General features: G+C 42.3%; 20 protein-coding genes and 3 tRNA genes. 7 read left to right on the forward strand and 16 right to left on the reverse strand.

What is annotated here, in order from left to right; genetic code table 11:
* Window positions 1-2 precede the first annotated feature (2 nt).
* The 6 genes from hisS to ndk are packed head-to-tail and all read right to left on the reverse strand — an operon-like array spanning window position 3 to window position 5,590.
* A complete protein-coding gene (hisS, locus tag MAMP_RS11700; RefSeq protein WP_007146266.1) occupies window positions 3-1,259 on the reverse strand; it encodes a histidine--tRNA ligase in 1,257 nt (418 codons plus the stop codon).
* 2 nt (window positions 1,260-1,261) lie between these two features.
* A complete protein-coding gene (gene ispG / locus MAMP_RS11705) occupies window positions 1,262-2,392 on the reverse strand; it encodes a flavodoxin-dependent (E)-4-hydroxy-3-methylbut-2-enyl-diphosphate synthase (protein WP_007146267.1) in 1,131 nt (376 codons plus the stop codon).
* On the reverse strand, window positions 2,389-3,285 hold the full coding sequence (locus tag MAMP_RS11710; RefSeq protein ID WP_007146268.1) for a RodZ domain-containing protein: 897 nt from the start codon (window positions 3,283-3,285) through the stop codon (window positions 2,389-2,391). Before MAMP_RS11710 ends, ispG begins: the two co-directional genes overlap by 4 nt.
* Complete coding sequence (pilW, locus tag MAMP_RS11715; RefSeq protein ID WP_007146269.1) at window positions 3,285-4,052, reverse strand: type IV pilus biogenesis/stability protein PilW; 768 nt, start codon at window positions 4,050-4,052, stop codon at window positions 3,285-3,287. Before pilW ends, MAMP_RS11710 begins: the two co-directional genes overlap by 1 nt.
* Entirely contained in the window at window positions 4,049-5,149 is a 1,101-nt protein-coding gene (locus tag MAMP_RS11720) for a bifunctional tRNA (adenosine(37)-C2)-methyltransferase TrmG/ribosomal RNA large subunit methyltransferase RlmN (protein WP_007146270.1), read from the reverse strand. The genes pilW and MAMP_RS11720 overlap by 4 nt, the downstream gene beginning before the upstream one ends.
* Window positions 5,150-5,158: 9 nt before the next feature.
* Complete coding sequence (gene ndk / locus MAMP_RS11725; protein WP_007146271.1) at window positions 5,159-5,590, reverse strand: nucleoside-diphosphate kinase; 432 nt, start codon at window positions 5,588-5,590, stop codon at window positions 5,159-5,161.
* Window positions 5,591-5,759: 169 nt separating this feature from the next.
* Here ndk and MAMP_RS11730 point away from each other — a divergent pair, with 169 nt between their 5' ends.
* A complete protein-coding gene (locus tag MAMP_RS11730; RefSeq protein WP_007146272.1) occupies window positions 5,760-6,635 on the forward strand; it encodes an NAD(+) kinase in 876 nt (291 codons plus the stop codon).
* Complete coding sequence (gene recN / locus MAMP_RS11735) at window positions 6,629-8,302, forward strand: DNA repair protein RecN (RefSeq protein WP_007146273.1); 1,674 nt, start codon at window positions 6,629-6,631, stop codon at window positions 8,300-8,302. Before MAMP_RS11730 ends, recN begins: the two co-directional genes overlap by 7 nt.
* Window positions 8,303-8,315: 13 nt before the next feature.
* Here the strand turns inward: recN and fur are convergent, their stop codons facing one another.
* The gene (fur, locus tag MAMP_RS11740; protein ID WP_007146274.1) at window positions 8,316-8,732 is read right to left on the reverse strand and encodes a ferric iron uptake transcriptional regulator; all 417 of its coding nucleotides are present in this window, start codon (window positions 8,730-8,732) and stop codon (window positions 8,316-8,318) included.
* 78 nt (window positions 8,733-8,810) lie between these two features.
* Between fur and MAMP_RS11745 the strand changes: the two genes are divergently transcribed.
* Entirely contained in the window at window positions 8,811-9,350 is a 540-nt protein-coding gene (locus tag MAMP_RS11745; RefSeq protein WP_007146275.1) for an outer membrane protein assembly factor BamE, read from the forward strand.
* Window positions 9,351-9,375: 25 nt separating this feature from the next.
* On the opposite strand, the gene MAMP_RS11750 is transcribed toward MAMP_RS11745, so the two are convergent.
* From MAMP_RS11750 to MAMP_RS11770, 5 genes are all read right to left on the reverse strand, one after another.
* Complete coding sequence (locus tag MAMP_RS11750; RefSeq protein ID WP_007146276.1) at window positions 9,376-10,005, reverse strand: carbonic anhydrase; 630 nt, start codon at window positions 10,003-10,005, stop codon at window positions 9,376-9,378.
* A 15-nt stretch (window positions 10,006-10,020) separates the two neighbouring features.
* Window positions 10,021-10,653 (reverse strand): MBL fold metallo-hydrolase, encoded by a 633-nt coding sequence (locus MAMP_RS11755; RefSeq protein ID WP_007146277.1) that lies wholly within the window; start codon window positions 10,651-10,653, stop codon window positions 10,021-10,023.
* Window positions 10,654-10,701: 48 nt separating this feature from the next.
* Window positions 10,702-11,940 (reverse strand): hypothetical protein, encoded by a 1,239-nt coding sequence (locus MAMP_RS11760; protein ID WP_007146278.1) that lies wholly within the window; start codon window positions 11,938-11,940, stop codon window positions 10,702-10,704.
* Window positions 11,941-12,037: 97 nt separating this feature from the next.
* Window positions 12,038-12,445, reverse strand: coding sequence for a hypothetical protein (locus MAMP_RS11765; protein ID WP_007146279.1), 408 nt, complete (start codon window positions 12,443-12,445; stop codon window positions 12,038-12,040).
* 70 nt (window positions 12,446-12,515) lie between these two features.
* Window positions 12,516-14,906 (reverse strand): Lon protease family protein, encoded by a 2,391-nt coding sequence (locus MAMP_RS11770; protein WP_007146280.1) that lies wholly within the window; start codon window positions 14,904-14,906, stop codon window positions 12,516-12,518.
* Between the two features lie 77 nt (window positions 14,907-14,983).
* Between MAMP_RS11770 and MAMP_RS11775 the strand changes: the two genes are divergently transcribed.
* Window positions 14,984-15,292, forward strand: coding sequence for a PilZ domain-containing protein (locus MAMP_RS11775; protein ID WP_007146281.1), 309 nt, complete (start codon window positions 14,984-14,986; stop codon window positions 15,290-15,292).
* A gap of 2 nt (window positions 15,293-15,294) precedes the next feature.
* On the opposite strand, the gene coq7 is transcribed toward MAMP_RS11775, so the two are convergent.
* The 4 genes from coq7 to MAMP_RS11795 all read right to left on the reverse strand — a co-directional run bounded on the left by coq7 (window position 15,295) and on the right by MAMP_RS11795 (window position 18,578).
* Window positions 15,295-15,945, reverse strand: coding sequence for a 2-polyprenyl-3-methyl-6-methoxy-1,4-benzoquinone monooxygenase (gene coq7 / locus MAMP_RS11780; protein ID WP_007146282.1), 651 nt, complete (start codon window positions 15,943-15,945; stop codon window positions 15,295-15,297).
* A 14-nt stretch (window positions 15,946-15,959) separates the two neighbouring features.
* The gene (locus MAMP_RS11785; protein ID WP_007146283.1) at window positions 15,960-17,018 is read right to left on the reverse strand and encodes a GGDEF domain-containing protein; all 1,059 of its coding nucleotides are present in this window, start codon (window positions 17,016-17,018) and stop codon (window positions 15,960-15,962) included.
* Window positions 17,019-17,171: 153 nt separating this feature from the next.
* The gene (locus MAMP_RS11790; RefSeq protein ID WP_007146284.1) at window positions 17,172-18,119 is read right to left on the reverse strand and encodes a chemotaxis protein; all 948 of its coding nucleotides are present in this window, start codon (window positions 18,117-18,119) and stop codon (window positions 17,172-17,174) included.
* Between the two features lie 372 nt (window positions 18,120-18,491).
* Window positions 18,492-18,578 (reverse strand) — tRNA-Leu (locus MAMP_RS11795).
* Between the two features lie 40 nt (window positions 18,579-18,618).
* Here MAMP_RS11795 and rnr point away from each other — a divergent pair.
* From rnr to MAMP_RS11810, 3 genes are all read left to right on the forward strand, one after another.
* Entirely contained in the window at window positions 18,619-20,796 is a 2,178-nt protein-coding gene (gene rnr, locus MAMP_RS11800; RefSeq protein WP_040576645.1) for a ribonuclease R, read from the forward strand.
* Between the two features lie 180 nt (window positions 20,797-20,976).
* Window positions 20,977-21,052 (forward strand) — tRNA-His (locus MAMP_RS11805).
* A 194-nt stretch (window positions 21,053-21,246) separates the two neighbouring features.
* Window positions 21,247-21,322 (forward strand) — tRNA-Thr (locus tag MAMP_RS11810).
* The last annotated feature ends 19 nt before the right edge of the window (window positions 21,323-21,341 follow it).

The raw sequence follows: 21,341 nt of genomic DNA on the forward strand, positions 1-21,341 counted from the left end.
AATTATTGACTGAGGAATGAAGGCAGTTCAGCCCATTTTATGGTCTGCTGCTCCCCTGTCGCCATGGTTTTAATACCGATTGTTTGGTTAGACACTTCTTCATCCCCCAGAATAAGTGTCCAACGAGCTCCACTTCGATCAGCGCGTTTGAATTGGCTTTTAAAACTACCACCACCGCAATGGCTTATCAACCTTATACCAGGAAGCTCATCGCGTAAGCGTTCGGTTAATAACGCGGCCTGTGCCATGGCTTGTTCACCTACGGCGACTAAATACGCATCAGTTTGCTTTATTTCAGGTAGAGCCTCAGTTGCTTCAAGCAGAGCCACAAGGCGCTCTAAACCAATAGCAAAGCCAATTGCAGTAGCCTCTTTGCCTCCCAGCTGAGCTACTAAGCCATCATAACGACCGCCCGCACAGACTGTACCTTGTGAGCCAAGCTGATCAGTAACCCATTCGAATACAGTTTTACCGTAATAATCCAAACCTCTGACCAGTCTTGGATTAATTTCATAGGCGATATTGACACTGTCGAGTATCTGACATAACTGTTCAAAATGTTGCTTAGATTCTTCATCCAGATAATCGATTAATTTGGGTGCAGCGTCATTGAGCGCTTGCATCTCTGGATTTTTACTATCCAGAATCCGCAGAGGATTCGAATGTAAACGGCGCTGACTATCCTCATCCAGTTCTGACTGATGTTGTTCAAAGTAGGCAATTAATACTTCACGGTAGGCTAAGCGAGCTTCTGTGCTGCCTAATGAGTTTATCTGTAACGTTACACCTTTCAAGCCTAATGCTTTCCATAGCCTCGCCGTCAGCATAATCATCTCAGCATCGATATCAGGGCCATTAAACCCATAGGCTTCAACACCTATTTGATGGAACTGGCGATAACGGCCTTTTTGCGGACGTTCATGACGGAACATGGGCCCCATATACCAGAGACGCTGTGTTTGGTTGAGTAAACCGTTTTGCATGGCTGCACGAACACAGCCAGCCGTACCTTCCGGACGTAGCGTCAAACTGTCGCCATTGCGATCCTCAAAGGTATACATTTCTTTTTCGACGATATCAGTGACTTCACCGATAGAACGTTTAAAAAGCTCTGTTTTTTCAACGATTGGGAAACGAATTTCTTGATATCCATAACCAGCAAGAACATCTTTTAAGATAGTTTCTATCACTTGCCAGTATGGGGTTGCTTCAGGGAGAATATCGTTCATCCCCCTGATAGAGCGGATAATCTCTGCCACGTCTAACTAATATCCTTTATCGGTATTGTTTTAATATTACTTTGTTGTTGTTTTTGTATTTCAATACGCTTGCGTATTTGCTGCTCCAGCTCGTCCACCAAAGCCTCATTTTCTACTTTATGGTTTGGCTTTCCATCGACATAGAGCAAATTGGGTGTACCGCCTGTCAAACCAATGGCCGCTTCTTTCGCTTCACCTGGACCATTTACAACACAGCCAATAACAGCCACATCCATCGGCTCTGTAATATCTTCAAGTCTGGCTTCAAGAGCATTAACTGTAGAAATGACATCGAATTGCTGACGAGAGCATGAAGGACAGGCAATTAAGTTGATACCTTTACTACGAATTCGCAAGCTTTTTAAAATATCAAAGCCGACTTTGATTTCTTCTACAGGATCTGCAGCAAGTGAAACACGAATGGTATCGCCAATGCCTTCAGATAGTAGCATTCCCAGGCCTATCGCTGACTTGACTGAACCAGAACGCAAACCACCGGCTTCCGTGATCCCTAAATGCAATGGTTGTTCAATCTGCTGAGCAAGTTTTCTGTATGCATGCACTGTCATAAACACATCAGATGCTTTTAGACTGACTTTAAAATCGGGATAGTTCAACCTGTCCAGAATATCAATATGTCTCAACGCCGATTCAACTAAAGCATCTGGAGTAGGCTCGCCATATTTTTTCTGTAATTCTTTTTCTAAAGACCCCGCATTCACACCAATACGAATAGGAATGCCGTGATCACGTGCACTATCGACAACAGCACGGACACGTTCTTCCCGTCCGATATTACCCGGGTTAATTCGCAGACAGTCGACACCAAGTTCCGCAACACGTAGCGCAATTTTGTAATCAAAATGGATATCAGCTACCAGCGGAATAGAGACTTGTTGTTTAATTTTACCGAAGGCTTCTGCAGCATCCATGGTAGGCACAGAAACACGCACAATATCAGCGCCTACATTTTGTAATGCCTTAATTTGAGCTACAGTGGCGGCGACATCAGTCGTCTCAGTATTTGTCATACTTTGAACTGCAACAGGTGCATCACCACCAACAGCAACATTACCGACCATTATCTGCCTGGATTTTCTCCGCTGAATATTGACTGTCGTATTTTCCATCATGACTGAGCTCCTAACGTCAGTTTTGCGACATTGCCCTGTGTGTATGGCGCCAGATCAACAGGTTTACTGTTGTAAGTAACATCAGCAAAATCTGCTTTACCTAATAAAATTTTTACTGGCAGTTCACTTTTCAACTCAACAGATTGTTTGGCTTTCATGACTTGGCTTAATAAGACATTCATCGCCGTATCAGTTACTTCAACCCAGCAGTCGCCACTAAAAGACATTTTGAGGATATTTTGTTGAGGTTCTGATGCTGATTCTGACGCCGTATTGGCCACATCAGCAATATCCGTATCCTCAGCAGAATCAACCGCACTGTTATCGGGTTCGACTGCACCAGCAGTATCATCTTCTGGCATTAAGTCAGGCGAATCCGCTACCGGTTCATGACTAGTAACAGTCTCTTGATCAGCCGGTTTATCAAGTTCAGTTTTATCCGGCACTACTGAACCAACCTCATCCGCTTCGCTAGAGGTTGACGTTTGATTGGTTTGCCACTGTTGATAAGCTGACCAGATAATAAAGGTGCCCACAAGTAGAAAAATAATCATCAACCAGGGGAATGGTTTTTGTTCTACAGCGCCGAGAGTCTTAACCAGTCTTGGCTCATCATCAACCAGTAAATACTCGTCATTGAAGACAGCTAGCATTTCTTCCTGAGGTAAACCCAAAAATTTCACATAGCTGGCAAAATAGCCACGAGCATATGTCCGTCCATGCAGTTTATCCCACTGCTGATTTTCGAGATAAATAATAATATCTCTGGTTAAACGGAGCTGCGTTGCCACTTCTGCTACGGATAATTTTTTATTTTCACGTGCCTGCTGAAGACGTGCTCCAAGACTCGGGGTATTCGAAGTCACTACAAAATCGTCATTCAAATCACTCATCACTCAACAAGCCCTTGGTTAACAATACGCATCTCATCCGAATCAGGAAAACGAGAACGCAAAATAAGTTTATAGCTGGATACAGCGTTTTTATCAGCTAATTTAGTTTCAATTTTGATCCCTAATAAAAGGGCTTGTGGCGTCCAACTAGCCGCTTGCTGAAAGCGTTGAATATAGCCTCTGGCCTGTAAATAATTTTGTTGCTGATAGCTGATAGAAGCCATCTTTAATAAGGACTTAGGTAATCTCGGCGCCATCTGTAATGCTTTACGGAAATAACCTTCCGCTCGATCTGTAGCCCCTGCTTTTTCCGTACAAAGCCCGGCATTTTCATAAGCCAGAGCAGCACTGGAGTACAGTGGATTTTCTAATGCCTTAAGAAAGCGTTTCTCAGCTTCATCATATCTAGACTGCTGACATAAAAAAACACCGTAGTTATTTTGCGCTTCTGAATAATCGGGTTCTAGTTGAACAGCCCTTTCGAAATGTTCTTCTGCTTTATCGTTCTCACCTAAGTACTGATAGAGAAGTGCAATCGTGTTATGCGCACTGGATAAATTAGGATTTTGCTTTAACGCTTTTTCTAATTTTTCCAAGGCAATTTTGTAATCACCACGCTGCATGTAATTCAAGCCAAGACGCATGTTAATGTCAGCAGCTTTTGCATCCTTTGCAACATATTCGCTTCTCGTACCACCGGTACTATTACACGCAGTGAGAACAAAAAACGCTATCAAAATTAAAGCAAAACTGACGCGATTACTCATCGATGAAACACAACCTCCTGAGCTCGCATACGTTCACTTCGACGTGACTTGTCCTGTACTTCGCCAGCGAGCTGACCACAGGCAGCGACAATATCATCACCTCGAGTTTTTCTAACCGTAGCAACGAGACCTTGATCGATCAAATATTGCTGAAACCTGACAATCTGATTACGCGAAGAACATTTGTAATGGGTTCCAGGAAACGGATTAAAAGGGATCAAATTAATTTTGTTTGGTAAACCTTTTAAAAGTCGAACCAAGTCTTTTGCATCCTGGATGGAATCATTAATACCATCCAACATCACATATTCAACGGTAATATGACGTCGCTGCTGACCGACGACATAACGCTTGCAAGCCGCTAATAACTCTGCAATCGGGTACTTCTGGTTAATCGGAACAATTTGATCTCTTAACTCATCATTAGCCGCGTGTAATGAAATGGCCAGACTCACATGACAATCTTCGCGAAGTTTATCAATCATCGGTACTATTCCAGAGGTACTCAATGTCAATCGTCGCCATGAAATGCCATAACCAAAATCATCACGCATCAAGTTCATAGCGGTGACAACATTACTATAGTTAGCCAACGGCTCCCCCATTCCCATCATCACCACATTGGTGACAACTCGGTTACCTTTGGGATCTTTACCTAAAGCTTCATTGGCAATCCATAACTGCGCAATAATTTCTGCAGCATCCAGATTGCGATTAAAACCTTGTTGGGCTGTTGAGCAAAATGTACAGGTCAGCGCGCAACCGACTTGAGAAGACACACATAAGGTTCCTCTCCCACTTTCTGGAATAAAAACCGTCTCGATAGCATTGCCACAGGAGAGTTTAATAATCCATTTACGCGTACCATCCTGAGAGATATGTTCGTGCATCACTTCAGGCAATTTAATTTCAGCAACCGCCTGCAATTTTTCTCTTAGTGATTTGCTCAGATTACTCATCTCAGCAAAGTCAATGATCCGATATTTATGGATCCACTGTAAAAGCTGACGAGCACGGAAAGGTTTTTCGTCTAATTCGACGAAAAACGCTTCCAGACCATGCAGGTCTAATCCCAGAAGATTCGTGCGTTCAGTCATAAATTACTCTTAGCGTGTACGGGCGCAAACTTCATCATCAGCGAAGAAGTAAGACACTTCACGTGCAGCACTTTCAACTGAGTCAGAACCATGTACCGCATTTTCATCAATGCTTTGAGCGAAATCAGCACGAATTGTACCTGCAGCGGCTTCAGCTGGGTTTGTTGCACCCATCAGATCACGGTGAGTTAAAACCGCATTTTCACCTTCCAGTACTTGAACGATAACGGGTCCAGAAGTCATAAAGCTGACGAGGTCTTTGAAAAAAGGACGTTCTTTGTGTTCCGCGTAAAAGCCTTCCGCTTTTTCTTGTGACAGGTGCATCATTTTTGCAGCCACGATTTTTAAGCCTACTTTTTCAAAGCGCGTGTAAATTTCACCAATGACATTTTTTGCAACAGCATCAGGTTTGATGATAGAAAGAGTGCGTTCAATCGCCATGTTATTCCTCTATATTTAATTTGAGTCAAGAAAATCCTGATATTCTAGCATTTCTCAGCCATCTAATATCAATGTTGTGAAACAAATCACGTTAAATCTGTTTTTACTTTGGATTTTATGGCAAAAGCATTACTATCAGATGACTATTTAGTAACCATAGGAAGCCATTTTGACTACCCAATCTGCATTTAAGCGCATCGGACTTTTTATTCGTAAAGACGACCCTGTTATGGAAAATGCGGTTGAGCAGGTAAACGAATTTCTGGCAACACGGGATTTAACCGTGGTGTGTAATGAGCCACTGTCATTTTTACCGTCACTGGATGTTATTTCAATTAAAGAATTCAAAACCCATTGTGACCTGACAATTGCGATTGGTGGTGATGGTACCCTGCTTTCTGCATCACGGGCACTGGCTGGCACAAATATGCCAGTGGTAGGTATCAATGTGGGTAGACTCGGTTTTCTGGCTGATGTCACATTAACGAATTTAGCACACCAACTTGATGCTATTCTTTGTGGCCACTACCGTGATGATAGACGTTTTTTACTCAACGCAACCATAAAAAATTCGACAAAAACACCCAGCATTGCCATGAATGATGTCGTCATTCATTCTCATCAGAATTTACATATGATTGAGTTTGAAACTCATATCAACGGCCGTTTTCTGAATAGTCAGCGTGCCGATGGGATTGTTGTCTCTACCCCAACAGGCTCAACAGCCTACGCCATGTCAGCAGGTGGGCCTATTCTTGATGTTGATCTGGATGTTGTCGTTTTAGCTTCAGTCTGTCCCCACACATTAAGTAACCGTCCTTTAGTCATTTCTGCCAATAATGTGATTGAAATTACATTAAGTGAAAACAACATCACTACAGCCATGGTGACGTGTGACGGACGTCCTGGGCTGGTTTTACAACCAGGCCAGACTGTTCGCATAGAAAAACACGAAAGTCGAATCAGACTATTGCATCTTGAAGATCACGACCATTATTCTATTCTCCGCGCCAAACTGGAATGGGGAAGAAAGTTAACATGCTAATCAGTCTGACTGTTAGGAATTTAGCCGTTGTAGAAGATCTCGCTCTGACATTTGAACCTGGTATGACATCGCTAACCGGTGAGACTGGTGCGGGTAAATCAATGCTGGTTGATGCACTTAGTCTGGTACTTGGTGACCGCGCAGATTCAAACATGATTCGCCATGGTGCCGAACGTGCTGAAATTGAAGCTGATTTTAATTTAGACAACAACACGACCCTGGCTAAATGGTTACAAGAAAATGAGCTAGACGAAGATGAACAATGTCATTTACGCCGTACGATAAGCCGTGACGGCCGCTCTAAGGGGTATATTAACGGTCGTGCGGTCCCGCTAGCCTTGTTGAAAGAAGTCAGTGAACGCAGTATTGATATTCATGGTCAACATGCACATCAATCATTAATTCGGCCACAAACACAACGAGAAATTTTAGACATTGTCGCAGACAATAAAGCCTTACTGAATAACTTAAAAACAGCCTATCGCGACTGGTCAGCATCTCAGCAAGAACTTGAGCTACTGCAAAGCCAGGCTGAAGAGCAAAAGGCAAAACAAGAATTACTGCAGTATCAGGTATCAGAGCTGGAAAGCTTTCAGTTAACACAAACGCATATTCAAGACCTTCTTCAGCAACAGAGTCAACTTGCCAATGCCTCCCAGCTCATTAGTGTGGCCGAAGCCGGTTTACATCGCATTTTTGATGAAGAACAAGCAGCGGCCTACGATATTATCAATCACACATTAAGTGAGCTCGAGAAACTACAAGATCTTGAACCACGCTTTGCCAGCGCCGTTGAAACGCTTAACGCCGCCATTATCAACCTCGATGAAACAGCAAATGACTTGCGGCATTATCTGGATCATATCGATCTTGATCCGGCTCGTTTGAACGCGATCGAAGATGAATTGTCACAACTTCACGATATTGCGCGTAAGCATCATGTCGAGGTTGAACAACTCCCCGCACTATATGAAGAATTAAGTACAGAGCTGGAAAGGCTTTCCAATAGTGAAGTCCATCTTGCCGAACTGCAGAAAGTCTTATCAAACAAAGAGGCAAATTGCCTTGCATTAAGCCGTGAAATACACGAAAAAAGAGTCAAAACAGCCAAACCACTAGCTAAACAGATTTCAGCATCAATCAAACAGCTGGCAATTCCTTCCGGCGAAATAGACATCGAAGTCGTTGCTAATAGTGATGAAAAATTCTCAGAACATGGTATGGACAGCGTTCGTATCCTAGTTAGAACGAACCCAGGACAACCATCAGGTGAGCTGGCAAAAGTAGCTTCCGGTGGTGAGCTGGCACGGATTAGTCTGGCAATTCAAGTTGTCACAGCAGGAAAACGCACTGTTCCAACCTTAATTTTTGATGAAGTTGATGTAGGCATAGGTGGAAGCGTTGCGGAAGTCGTTGGGCAACACCTAAGAAAACTGGCAACTACGCAGCAAGTCATCTGTATTACTCATTTACCTCAAGTCGCTGCGCAAGCGCATCATCAGCTACAAGTGAACAAGAAACATTTAGATGACAGCACGCACATTGTTGTTGATAAGCTCGACAGACAACAACGAATTGAAGAAATTGCCAGAATGTTAGGTGGCGTGAACCTGACCCAAAAAACACGCTCTCACGCAGAAGAAATGTTGGATCAGGCTCAACAATAAAAATAACCCAAAGCTATTGTTCTTTTTGACACAGACGACAAATGCCATAGATATACAAGCTATGGTCAGTCATCTCAAACCCTTTTTCTTTAGCAATAGCACGTTGACGTTGTTCAATCACTTCATCAACAAACTCTTCAATGCGATTACAGCGAACGCATAAAAGATGGTCATGATGACTGCCATCTTGTAATTCAAATACAGCATGTCCGCCTTCAATGCTGAGTCTTGAAACTAAGCCTGCACCTTCAAATTGTGTCAGCACACGATAAACCGTTGCTAAACCAATTTCTTCTCCCATATCCAGTAATGCCTTATAGACATCTTCCGCACTCATGTGACGTAATTCAGAGGTTTCTAGAATCTCCAAAACTTTTAGTCTTGGCAGCGTCACTTTTAATCCAGCTTTTCGTAAATCTTGTCTTTCCATTATTATTGTTGCCTCGTAGAAATGCTGCGAATAGAGTATCATCGCAGATTGGTAATTAACTACAGAAATTAATACTAAATGAAAAGCTCCGTTGTTTACAGCCTTTCCTTGGCAGTTGTTTTATCGTTGTCAGCTTGTAGCACTGATAAAATCCCCGGTGTTTACCGCATCGACATTCAGCAAGGTAATGATGTTACTCAAGAAATGCTCAATCAACTTGAACCTGGTATGACCAAAAATCAAGTTGCTTATGTCATGGGAACACCACTACTAATTGACACTTTTCATCCTAATCGTTGGGACTACCTCTACAGCTACCAACCTGGCGGTGAAGATCGTGAGCAGCGCAGAATTACACTTCACTTTGATGAGGCAGATAAGCTGATACGTATTGATGGTGATACTCGGACTGTGGCGAAAGCCGATTTACCTCAAGTAGAACGTCAGGATAAAAATGTTATTGTTCCTCTGACTGAGAAAAAATCAGGACTTTTCTCTAAAATGAAAAGCTTGGTAGGTCTGGGCGACGATGATGAAGATGTAGAAGTTATCGAAGGTACAAATCCTGCGAAGCCAGAAATTGATCAACAACAGGTTCCCGATACAGATATTCAATAAAAAAAGGCGCCTTTGGCGCCTTTGTTTATACTGGTTTTTCAAACTCATCAGTCGTGGGGTTGTAGCACATTAGCTCACCTTTATCGAGATCGAAATACCACCCGTGTAATCTGAGCGTACCTGCTTCAACCCGTTCTTTGATGCACTCAAATGTCATCAGGTTTTGCAAAGAAACAAGTACAGCTCGCTGTTCACACAATTTTAGCTGAACACTCTCATGTTCTTGTTTATGATTCACTTTTACCCAATCTTTCGCATTTTGTGCAATCGATACCCAACGGTGAATAAATTTTGAATCTTCCACACCTTCACTTTGCCACAAAGCGCGGATCCCGCCACAATTCCCATGCCCCATCACCACAATGCTTTCGACTTTCAGCGCATTAACGGCAAACTCCAAAGCCGAACTGGTACCATGATGATTATTGTCTGTTTCACATGGTGGTACTAAGTTTGCAACGTTTCTCACTGTAAAAATATCGCCGGGATCACAGTCAGTCAAAATAGCCGGATCTACACGTGAATCACAACATGCAATCATAAGTATTTTAGTTGGCTGCCCTGTTTTCATGCTGTCATAGAGCGCTTTATCATCACCAAAATACGTTTTCTTGAATCGAGAAAAACCCTCTAATAATTTATACGTAGTAGGCATCTTATTTTTGTTATCTCAAAATTGTAAAAATGGGTTGTGGCGTTTTTCATCAGCTAAGGTGGTGGTTGGTCCGTGGCCTGAATGCACAACTAAGTCATCTGGTAAAGCAAGCAGTTTTCTCAAGCTCTGTTGCATCAATGCTGCATTGCCCATTGGTAGATCTGTTCTCCCAACACTCCCAGCAAACAAGGTATCACCCACAAAAATATCACTGCTCGTATAGTAACAACCTTGTCCTGGTGTATGCCCTGGAGTAGATATAAATCTTAACTGTGTTTCACCTAAGTTTATAACATCACCATCATCAACTAAATGGTCTATTCTACCGCATGGACGATTCATATGAGGGGCGCCAAACCAGTCACCTTGTTGCGGTAAGGTATCAAACAGGATTTTTTCTAGTCTGGGGAGATATGTTTCAGCATCAAAACGATTCTGAATTTGGACTAAAGAACCGGCGTGGTCGAGATGCCCATGAGTGAGTAAAATTTTTGTTAGCTTAAACTGCCCACGCTTTTCCTCAAGATACTCGGCAAGCTCATTTGTCTCACCGGTATCAATGATCGCAGCTTCATTTGTTGCTTCATCAATGATCAAATAGGTATTCACAAAAAAGGCGCCAACGGTGATACATTCGATTTTTAACATCTAAAATCCATCACCGTTGACGCCTTACGTTAGAGTTGTCTCTACGTATTATTTGTCCCACTTTTTGCTTGATTCACGAGCAGTAATCATATTCTGCTTGAACCAATCACTTTTCACTTTCTGAGTTCTCGCCAAGTCGAGGTTAGCCTCGTACCATTTTTTCTTAATATCCGCATGTGGATCCGGATGCATATTCGCTTCATACCACTTGTTATGGCTGATCCGCGCTTTCTCCAGATTAGCCTCATACCATTTCTTGTGTGTTTCAGTCGTTAAGTCATCACTGATTTCATACCAATGTTTTTCAGTTGGTGTGTTATCAAGATTTGCTTCGTACCATTTGATACGTTTCTCGCGAGCTTGTTTTAGGTTTGCTTCACGGAATGCTAACTTCCACTCAGTATCGTTGGCTTCTTTAAAGTCATACCAATGAGCCTGTGTGGGTTGATTATCATTAGCTTCATACCATTTACTGCGCTCAGCACGGACAGCAGCCACTGCTGATTTCAGATTAGCTTCATACCATTTATTTTTAGTATGAATGTGGGCGGCGATATTCGCTTCATACCAGGGAGTATCAGTTACTTTTGCTGGTCGCTGATTTGCTTCATACCACTTCTGGTTTTCTCTTGCGATAGCTGCATTGTCTGCAAACCATTTTGATTTAATTTGACGAGTACGAATTAAACTCAGATTTGACTCATACCAGCGTTGTTTAATTTCAGCATGTGGATCAGGATGAATATTCGCCTCATACCACTTACTATGATTAACACGAGCTGTTTGTAGATTGGCTTCATACCATTTCTTTTTAGTGTCTGAATATTTTTCATCACTAAACTCATACCAATGTTTTTCAGTTGGTGTGTTATCGAGATTGGCTTCGTACCACTTGATACGTTTTTGACGAGCCTGATCCAAGTTTACGCGCATCCAAGCTTTTTTTACATCACTGTACATTTCTTCACTGAAATGTTGCCAACGTTTTTCAACCTCAGATTGGCTTTTGTTTGCTTCGTACCATTTACGTGTGGCACGTACAGATTGAACCGCCTGTTGGAGATTAGCGGCATACCATTTATTTTTTGTTTCAATATGCTCAACCAGATTCGCTTTATACCAAGGAATCTCAACATCCTTTGCTGGACGTTTATTGGCGTTATACCAAGGTTTTGCAATATTGATAGAAGGTTTCAGGTTAGCCTCATACCATTTGCTTCTGGACTCTCTCGCTGTCTTAAGATTAGCTTCGTACCACTTTGCTTTGATTTCAAACGTGCTAGTCATATTTCTTACCTCTGCTGGGCATTTAAGTAATTTGATAGTACATGACTTTTACTCAAGTTCACAACAAAATCAGTATGATATTTGATTAAGATCAGTTTTATTCATAACAATGTTTTTCAGCTTTTATGCGTTGCAAAGCTGAAATCTGTTGCTCTACTTGTAACTGTCGTCTATCTTCTTTCTCTTCTACAAGCGCAGAATACCCTAAATACCCCAATCCCAACCAGCCTTGTACAATCGGTATGGTATCAATCATCACCAAAGCGGTCGCCGCTTTATTGGCATCATCCTTATAAAAAGTCGGTTTATACGTATATCGGTATGGATGCAACTGATTGATGGCTTTATCTACCTGATAACAACTCATGTCCTGCATTTTCTGATCGGCCGTTACAACTGGCGGCTCGAAATAAATCGGTTCTGAGGGTACAGGAGGTAGTGTCAAGGCATTAGTTTTCGATGAAAATATTAAGACAAGACATAAAAAAATACTCAACCTTTGCATGTACCTACTCCGTAAAAATCTAGTTCATGTTCGGGTTATCGTCATCGATGACAAAGTCTTCAATAACAATTTATTCTGCAGATGCGTCTTTGTCATTACGGTTATGATCCCCCCACTTCTGGATTTGAGCCATCACCTGAGCATTGAATGTTTTTTCAGGAAATCCAGATTCTTCATCATATTCCCCTGCGTCTATTCCTGATAATAAGGCTAATGCTTGATTGACATGGCTTATACCATAAATATGAAACTTGCCATCCTCAACTGCTTGGATAACATCATCACGCAGCATTAAATGCTGCACATTTGTAGCCGGAATAATAACGCCCTGTTCTCCTGTTAATTCAGTCAGACGACAAATATCATAGAAACCTTCAATTTTTTCGTTCACACCACCAATGGCTTGCACTTGCCCCATCTGATTCATGGAGCCGGTGATAGCAATAGACTGCTTCATAGGAATATTGGCTATAGAGGATAACAAAGCACAGAGCTCTGCCACAGTAGCACTGTCACCATCTACTTCACCATAATTTTGTTCAAACACAATACTCGCTGACATGGACAATGGATTATCAGAAGCATAGGTCCGTCCGAGGTAACCACTCAGAATCAATACACCTTTAGAGTGAATATCTCCGCCTAAATCGACTTCTCGTTCAATATCAATGATATTGTCATCACCATAACGTGCTGAAACAGTCACTCGAGAAGGTTGGCCAAAGCTGAACCCACCGATCCCCAACACAGATAATGCGTTTATCTGCCCAATTACTGCTCCGGATGTTGAGATATCGATAATATTTCGTTCTATTTGCTGATAAATCTGGCTCCGTAAGCGATCCAGCCTTTGCTCTCTTAACTTGATGGAACTTTGGACATTATCTCTGCTAACGAGTTGGCTCTTTTCCTGCTTCGCCATAAAAGAAGCTTCCCGTAATAAATCAGCCATACTCCCCATGTGTAAAGATATTTTCTGGCTATCCTCAATAGTTCTGGCACTATGCTCTATCACCCTGGCAACAGCATGTTTATCAAAATCAATTAATTTGTACTTTTCAATTGTGCTTGCCATCATTTGGGCAAATAAGACGTCATTCTCAATACTGCGTGGCATTTCATCTTCAAAATCGGCCACGACTTTAAACAAGCCAGCAAATTCCGGGTCCATATCGTATAAGAGGTAATACAGTTCTCTATCCCCCAGTAAAACGACTTTCAGTTCTAAAGGGATAGGCTCTGGATCCAATGACACTGTCGCCACAAGACTATAAATTTGCTCTAAGGCATCAAATCTGACCTCACGCGATTTTAATGCTCGTTTCAGCCCTTCCCAGCCATAAGGCTGCATAAGGAGTTGTTCTGCATCTATGATCAAAAAACCACCATTGGCCTTGTGAAGGGCGCCAGCCTTAATCAGAGTAAAGTCGGTTACCAGTGCTCCCATCATTGCCATGTTTTCAATACATCCAAGCAAACTTTGATGGTTAGGCAAATTTTCATAAACAATAGGGGCACCATGATTCTGGCTATTATCAACGACTAAGTTGATTTGGTAGCGTTTATGGATATTGATGTCTGTGGTGCCTTCTTCTGCTGATTGTTCATCTTTCAAAAACGCATCCAGATTACTGCAGATGTCTTTTAGCATGTCATCAAAATAATGCTGTAATTTGCTTGAGTTGGGGTAAGCGTGCTTCAGTTTATTGACTTGCTTACTGATAACTTCAAGAGCGACCTCATCATTCAGCGCCTGAAGCTGTTTAGCATTGTTTCTTTCCCACTCTCTCAGCTCTAATAGAGTGTGTTGCAATTCTTCGTGCAAGTCTGCAATCGCATTCTCTGTCTCTTCCTGTTGAGCTGCAGGTAACTGCTCAAACTCTTCTGAGGTCATGGCCTCGCCATTATGTTGAGCGGCAAAGGCATAATGACCATCTTGTAACCTCAGTAAAACAACACCTTTACGATCAGCCTCTTTTTGTAGCACACCAAACAATCTAACTCGGTGCTTTCGAGTTGCCTCATCGAGGCTTCTTAATCGCCCCCGGTAATATTCATCATCAAACGCTTGCGGCAGCTCATCTTTCAAATCATCAATCACATCTTCAATATCCTGACGTAATTGTTTGCCTTGTCCTGCTGGTAAACTCACTGCATAAGGTCTTTGTGAATCACTAAAATTATTAAGATAAGCCCAATCTTTCGCGGTTGGAAGATGTTCAACATGCTGTTCCAGATAGCGCCGAGTTAACGTATATTTCCCTACTCCTGCCGGCCCCATAACAAACAAATTATAACCATCAGCATCAATGTGACTGCCAAACTCAATAGCGTTTAATGCGCGCTGCTGACCAATGACTTCATTTGTCGCCTTGAGGTCTGCAGTTGAAGAAAAAGTCCATTGCTCTGGCGTACAATGATGATATAAATCACTGACTTGTAATTTTGTGCTCTCAGGCATAGTTTTCTCAATTTGAATAAGTTACTTTAAGCTTAGGTCGACAGAATAATACAGACAATATAGGAAGGGAGAATCAGATGTCACCAAATGATTATGATGAAAAACGTGCATATCATCGAATGAAAGTGGATACGCCAATTACATTTTCCCTTAATGGCCAAGCACAAGTAACACATCAAGCCATCAGTAAAAATCTTAGTGCGAGCGGTTTACTTATCCAGTCAGAGTTTGCACCTACTCAAAATGATAAAATAGAGATTGTAATGGATACAGGTAATGACCGATTTTCGCCATTTATTATTCAGGGGCGTGTGCTGAGAGTAGAAGCAGATATTGAGGCCGCAGAGCAATATTTGATATCAATTTCAATAGAACAGAGTCAATAAACTCATATCCAATAGCTTGTTTTGGTCATCACTTTTGAGGTAATTGACATGAGAATTTTCACTGGAATCGGCAATTCGGCACCGCCGGCATCCAATGCCATGCTTCTGTGATGGCCTTCATCCTCTCGCATTTGTTCCAAAACAGCGCGACTTTTAATATCACTTGGGCTGAGTTGTTGTAGATGTTCATCAAGATGCTTAACCACTTGTTTTTCAGTTTCAGCAACAAAACCCAAGCTCCATTTATCGCCAATCTTTCCTGCAACAGCTCCAATAGCGAAAGAGCCTGCGTACCATATCGGGTTTAGAACACTACGATGTGAAGAAAGAGTGATTAAGCGTTGTTCACACCAAACCAGATGGTCATTCTCTTCTAATGCAGCCTGTTCCATTGCCTGGCGTATTTCTGGTAACTTAGCTGTTAAAGCTTGGCCTTGATATAGAGCTTGTGCAGATACTTCACCAGAATGATTTACTCTCATCAATCCCGCTGAATGTTTTTTTTCTGAAGACGTTAGCGAGGTAGTTTCATTGAGATGGCTGCCAGGCACTTCACGCTGAGTGGTCTCTGGTTGACCGAATACTGTTGTGATGGCTTTATCTACTTCGATAATGACTCGGTCAACAATACTCAACTGTCTCAAATTCAACATAACTCTACCTGATATTAAAATAGCTCGATATCACCGTGCACGACTTGTGACACTGGTTTGACTTTACCTTCTCTCAGTAAGCGGCTGTAGCTGTGAACCTGGTTTCTGCCATTGCCTTTAGCATAGTAGAGAGCTTCATCAGCTTCACCAATGACGTCTGAAGGTGAAGGTTGAGCAAAAACCTCAACAAAACCAATACTAATGGTCACTTGATTTATTTGAGGAAAGTCATGGGCTGCTACCATTTCCCTGATACGCTCAAATGTTCGCATAGCATCTTCTTCATCTGGCGCTTTTAGAACGACTACAAACTCTTCACCACCATAGCGATACACAAGGTCATCGTCTCTGATAACACCAGATTTCATCAACCGCGCTACCAGAATAATGACTTCATCGCCATATAGATGACCGAAATTATCATTGATGGTTTTAAAATTATCGATATCAATAACACCCAGCCAATACTTCACAGCAAAAGTTCGACGACGTGAATCGTTTGGAGATGTCAGCTGCTCACTGAAGTGTGAGCCTTGTCGCACCAGTATTTTGGTAATTTCATTATCAAGAGTTTCACGGTTGAACAAACCAGTAAGTTTGTCTTTCTGTGTTTTTTCAATCAATGCTAGATAATTGGAATAGACTCTGAGTATTCCGTAAATTAATCTCTGATCACCATTTGAAGGGACGAGATCAGTTGAGATGAGTAGTACAGCGAAAATAACACCATTTGCATCGAAAGCAGGATAGACCACATTCCACTTACCATTTTCTGTGGAAGTCAGTTCCACATCCGCATTTTTGATGGCTTTGAAAATAGTCTCACTGAGGTCAGATTGCTCAGTCATTAATCGCGGGTTTTCATCGCTTGAAACAATAACACCATTCACACAGAAAGCTAACAAGCTTAACTCATGAGCACCGCTATTTTCTCTAACACGAAATAATCTCAGGTCCTGAGATGGGAAAAGTTCATTGAGCGTTTTTAGGAGGCTTTTTTCAAGTACATGCCGGTCATGATAGCTGGTAATTTCTGCAAGATTATCTATGATCCTTATACTGTTATGATTCATTGCCACATGCCTTGTATGCTCACAGATTAAGGTAACGTTGAGCACGCTCACTTAATGTCCAGTATGAAATATCCATACTCAATCGGACAAAATATACTTTTTCCGTATTTAAATCAATGCTTAGAGCTTGATTTTGGCGACTTGGGCCTTGGTTTATCTCTCTAGATACCTAAAGAGTGTATCCGCTAAGTCACGTGGCTGGAATTTCGAGACATAGTCATCAGCACCAGCACCAACCCCCATTGCTTTGTTTGCTTTTGCCGTCAGGGAAGAGTGCATTATTACAGGTAAATTTGACATTCTAGGGTCTGACTTTATTTTTTGTGTTAGCACATAACCATCCATTTCAGGCATTTCAACATCTGTCAGGACCATTTGGATTTCAGATGTAATATCCCGCCCTTCCTGTTCACATTGTGCAGCAATCTTATTCAGCATTTTCCATGCTTCAGCACCATTTACTGTACCAATATGTTCTACACCCATAACATCTAGAGTTTTAGTAATCTGCTTGCGTGCAATATTTGAATCATCAGCAAAAAGCAATCGATAATGACCTTTTTTGTCGACTTGTCTAATACCATCAAACACAGTTTCGTCGTAAAAGTCACCAGCATCAGCCAGCACTTTTTCGACGTCCATAATCATGACCAGTCGCTTATCGTTCAATTCTGCAACAGCTGTGACTAAACCACCCATGCGTTGAGAAATAAGTTGTGGTGGTTCTTTAACTTGTTCCCAATTAAGGCGTTGAATCGTATCTACAGAGCTGACCAAGAATCCCTGAACATGCGTGTTATATTCAGTGATCATTAAAATCCGTGGCTTATCTTTAGATCTTAGTTTGCAAAACTTTTGCAGGTTGATGATAGGTACCATATCACCACGAAGACTGACAAAGCCCTCAACTCCATCGGGCATTTCCGGCGCTGTTGTTATCTCAGGAATATTCAATACTTCCCTGACTTTAAAAACATTGATTCCAAACAGTTCATTTCTTCCTGTTTCATCACTTGTACCTAAACTGAACAACAAAACCTCAAGGTGATTTGTACCAGCTAGTTTGGTGCGCTCGTCGATGGAGTCAATAAATGTGGCCATATGAATTCTCGCAAAACTTCAGATAAATTAACGTGAATATGTCTAAAAATAATAGCGGACATTAGCACGAAAGCTTGAGCAGAGTTAGCCACATTATCTGAAAATTTATCGGGTGTGCTAACAAGCAGCAATTAAATCATGAAGTTATGTTAGCTACCAGAGAAAAATTATTCATCTATCAAGAAGACGTTTTTGCTGGAAGCAATACACGGAGCTGCAGATATAGGATGCACGAACAGAATTGACTGGCAGTAAAATTAGATGATTGTTAGAGTAGGACACTAAAGTCGTTTAAAGATTGTTCAATAATGACTTTAGAAATAGAATACAATTGAAAATCGAGATATATACAGCAAAAGAATGCTGTCGGAATGGTGCCCAGGGGGAGACTCGAACTCCCACGTACATAAGTACACTAGCACCTGAAGCTAGCGCGTCTACCAATTCCGCCACCTGGGCAACAGACGCGCAAAGATACAGAGTGAAACAAAAACTGTCAATGACCAATAATAACGAAAACGATCCCTTTTTCGATAGAGAAGCCGAAAAATACGACAACCCCATCCCCAGTCGTGAATTTATCTTAGACATTCTCAAACAAAACAACACCCCATTATCGCGCAAAAACATCGCTAAACTGATTGATGTTAAAGGTGAAGATGCAAACGAAGCCCTGCGTCGTCGTCTGCGCGCAATGGAACGTGACGGCCAACTTCTTCGCAACAGAAAAGGCGCCTATGGCGTCGTGTCCAAGATGAACCTTATCAGTGGTCGCGTTATGGGCCATCCTGAAGGCTATGGCTTTCTTATTCCTGATGAAGGCGGCGATGACCTCTTCCTGACCGAACGTGAAATGCGAATGGTGCTTCATGGTGACCGAGCTTTGGCCCGTATCACCGGAACCGATAGAAAAGGCCGTAAAGAAGGCGCTATTGTTGAGGTAGTAAAACGCAGTAACGAGCGCATTGTCGGCCGCCTGGTGCAGGATGCCGGCATTTTTTATCTTATCCCCAATAATCGCAGAATCAGCCAAGACATTCTAATTCCACCCAGCGATTTAATGAATGCACAAGTCAATCAAATTGTTGAGGCTGAAATTACTGAACAGCCCAACAAGCACCGTTCTCCATTAGGAAAGATAGTTAATGTACTGGGTGACCATATGGCACCGGGCATGGAAATTGATATTGCTCTCCGTGCTTTTGAATTACCACATGAATGGTCACCTCAGGCTGAGGAACAAGCGAACAATCTAGGCGAAACAATTCCTGAAGCTGCCATCGATGGCAGACTTGACCTTCGTGATATGCCACTTGTCACTATTGATGGCGCGGATGCCAGAGATTTTGACGATGCTGTGTACGCTGAAAAACTCGAGTCAGGCAACTGGCGTTTATGGGTGGCTATCGCCGATGTCTCACATTACGTTCTGCCGAACAGCCCGCTGGATCAGGACGCACAGGAAAGAGGCACTTCCGTCTATTTCCCAAGTCAAGTTATCCCCATGCTGCCTGAAGCACTATCTAATGGTTTGTGCTCACTGAATCCAGAAGTCGATAGACTCTGTATGGTCTGTGAAATGGAAATTGATCAGGCAGGGAAAACTGTCTCTTACCATTTCCATGAAGCCGTGATGCACTCCAAAGCCCGGTTAACGTATGACAAAGTGGCGGCGATGCTGGTTGATAATGACACAGCATTACGCGAACAATACCAACATGTATTACCTGCCATCGAAACGATGTATGACTTATATAAAGTCATGCTAGAAGCCCGTCATGAACGTGGTGCTATTGACTTTGAGATGACAGAAACCCAATTCATTTTTGATGAAAACAGAAAGATCAAGTCAATAGAACCACGCGAGCGTAATGATGCTCACCGTCTTATTGAAGAGTTTATGATTGCAGCCAATGTCAGTGCGGCATTATTCCTGCTGGAAAGTAAACTGCCTGTTTTATATCGCATTCACGAAACACCTTCAGAAGAAAAACTCTCTGGTCTGAGAGACTTTTTAGGTGAACTCGGTTTATTTTTAGGGGGTGGTGAAGAACCAGAACCGCGTCACTATGCCTCCTTATTAGCGACCGCGAGTAAACGCCCTGACGGTCACTTGTTACAGACCGTGATGCTGCGAAGCATGAAGCAAGCCGTTTATAGCCCGGATAATGTGGGACACTTTGGCTTAGCGCTTGAGGCATACGCCCACTTCACTTCACCTATTCGTCGTTATCCTGATCTCTTAGTGCATCGGGCAATTCGCCACGTTCTCAGCCAGAGAAAAGATAAAAAATGGCGTTATTCCTATGAGGAAATGGCTCAACTCGGTGAACATTGCTCAATGACCAGTCGTCGTGCTGATGAAGCCACCAGAGATGTCAGTGACTGGCTTAAATGCGAATACATGCGTGATCGTGTTGGTGAAGTTCATGACGGCGTAATAAGTGGCGTCACCGGCTTTGGCTTATTTGTCGAGCTGAGTGATATTTATATAGAAGGTTTGGTCCATGTCACCTCGCTGAAAAATGATTATTACCAGTTTGACCCGACAGGTCACCGCCTTACCGGTGAGCGAACGCGCAAAGTGTATCGATTAGGAGATACATTAAAAGTTAAAGTGGTTCGCGTCGATCTTGATGAGAAAAAAATTGATTTGGAATTAGTTGAGACGAAATAATATAAATGGCTGTTATGAGAAACAATAACAGCCATTTGTTTCGATATCAGACGAGTAAGACATCGTGTTATTTTGCATCTAAACAGAGATTTTCCTTGACCAGAAAAATAATCACAGTAGAATTATCGTCTTTCTTGAGGTCGGCATCCTAAGTCATCCACACCTCAAACAAGAATAATGGTGAGTGTAGCTCAGTTGGTAGAGTCCCGGATTGTGATTCCGGTTGTCGTGGGTTCGAGCCCCATCACTCACCCCACCTTCCCCCCCAAACTCCAAATAAATAGCCGATAAATAACGTAACGTTTATCTATGTCGCGTTTGTCACAGTATCCAACTTTTTATTAAAAAATTTTCATCATTTTGAAACAATGACTTGCATGAAAACTCAAAATTAATCTCGATTTTGGCTTGCAAGCTCGAAAATGCCTCCGTATAATGCGCTTCTTCATTGCCGGTGTAGCTCAGTTGGTAGAGCAGCTGATTTGTAATCAGCGGGTCGTAGGTTCAAGTCCTATCTCCGGCTCCAGAATAAAAAAAAGCCTCGC

Source organism: Methylophaga thalassica MP, from assembly GCF_000214595.1.
In the GTDB taxonomy this organism is placed as follows: Bacteria; Pseudomonadota; Gammaproteobacteria; order Nitrosococcales; family Methylophagaceae; genus Methylophaga; species Methylophaga thalassica.

Bases quoted from the DNA above. Each gene is read 5' to 3' on its own strand.
- ispG (WP_007146267.1), bottom strand. From the start codon at position 2,392: ATGATGGAAAATACGACAGTCAATATTCAGCGGAGAAAATCCAGGCAG.
- MAMP_RS11710 (WP_007146268.1), bottom strand. From the start codon at position 3,285: ATGAGTGATTTGAATGACGATTTTGTAGTGACTTCGAATACCCCGAGT.
- pilW (WP_007146269.1), bottom strand. From the start codon at position 4,052: ATGAGTAATCGCGTCAGTTTTGCTTTAATTTTGATAGCGTTTTTTGTT.
- MAMP_RS11720 (WP_007146270.1), bottom strand. From the start codon at position 5,149: ATGACTGAACGCACGAATCTTCTGGGATTAGACCTGCATGGTCTGGAA.
- ndk (WP_007146271.1), bottom strand. From the start codon at position 5,590: ATGGCGATTGAACGCACTCTTTCTATCATCAAACCTGATGCTGTTGCA.
- recN (WP_007146273.1), top strand. From the start codon at position 6,629: ATGCTAATCAGTCTGACTGTTAGGAATTTAGCCGTTGTAGAAGATCTC.
- fur (WP_007146274.1), bottom strand. From the start codon at position 8,732: ATGGAAAGACAAGATTTACGAAAAGCTGGATTAAAAGTGACGCTGCCA.
- MAMP_RS11745 (WP_007146275.1), top strand. From the start codon at position 8,811: ATGAAAAGCTCCGTTGTTTACAGCCTTTCCTTGGCAGTTGTTTTATCG.
- MAMP_RS11750 (WP_007146276.1), bottom strand. From the start codon at position 10,005: ATGCCTACTACGTATAAATTATTAGAGGGTTTTTCTCGATTCAAGAAA.
- MAMP_RS11755 (WP_007146277.1), bottom strand. From the start codon at position 10,653: ATGTTAAAAATCGAATGTATCACCGTTGGCGCCTTTTTTGTGAATACC.
- MAMP_RS11760 (WP_007146278.1), bottom strand. From the start codon at position 11,940: ATGACTAGCACGTTTGAAATCAAAGCAAAGTGGTACGAAGCTAATCTT.
- MAMP_RS11765 (WP_007146279.1), bottom strand. From the start codon at position 12,445: ATGCAAAGGTTGAGTATTTTTTTATGTCTTGTCTTAATATTTTCATCG.
- MAMP_RS11770 (WP_007146280.1), bottom strand. From the start codon at position 14,906: ATGCCTGAGAGCACAAAATTACAAGTCAGTGATTTATATCATCATTGT.
- MAMP_RS11775 (WP_007146281.1), top strand. From the start codon at position 14,984: ATGTCACCAAATGATTATGATGAAAAACGTGCATATCATCGAATGAAA.
- coq7 (WP_007146282.1), bottom strand. From the start codon at position 15,945: ATGTTGAATTTGAGACAGTTGAGTATTGTTGACCGAGTCATTATCGAA.
- MAMP_RS11785 (WP_007146283.1), bottom strand. From the start codon at position 17,018: ATGAATCATAACAGTATAAGGATCATAGATAATCTTGCAGAAATTACC.
- MAMP_RS11790 (WP_007146284.1), bottom strand. From the start codon at position 18,119: ATGGCCACATTTATTGACTCCATCGACGAGCGCACCAAACTAGCTGGT.
- rnr (WP_040576645.1), top strand. From the start codon at position 18,619: ATGACCAATAATAACGAAAACGATCCCTTTTTCGATAGAGAAGCCGAA.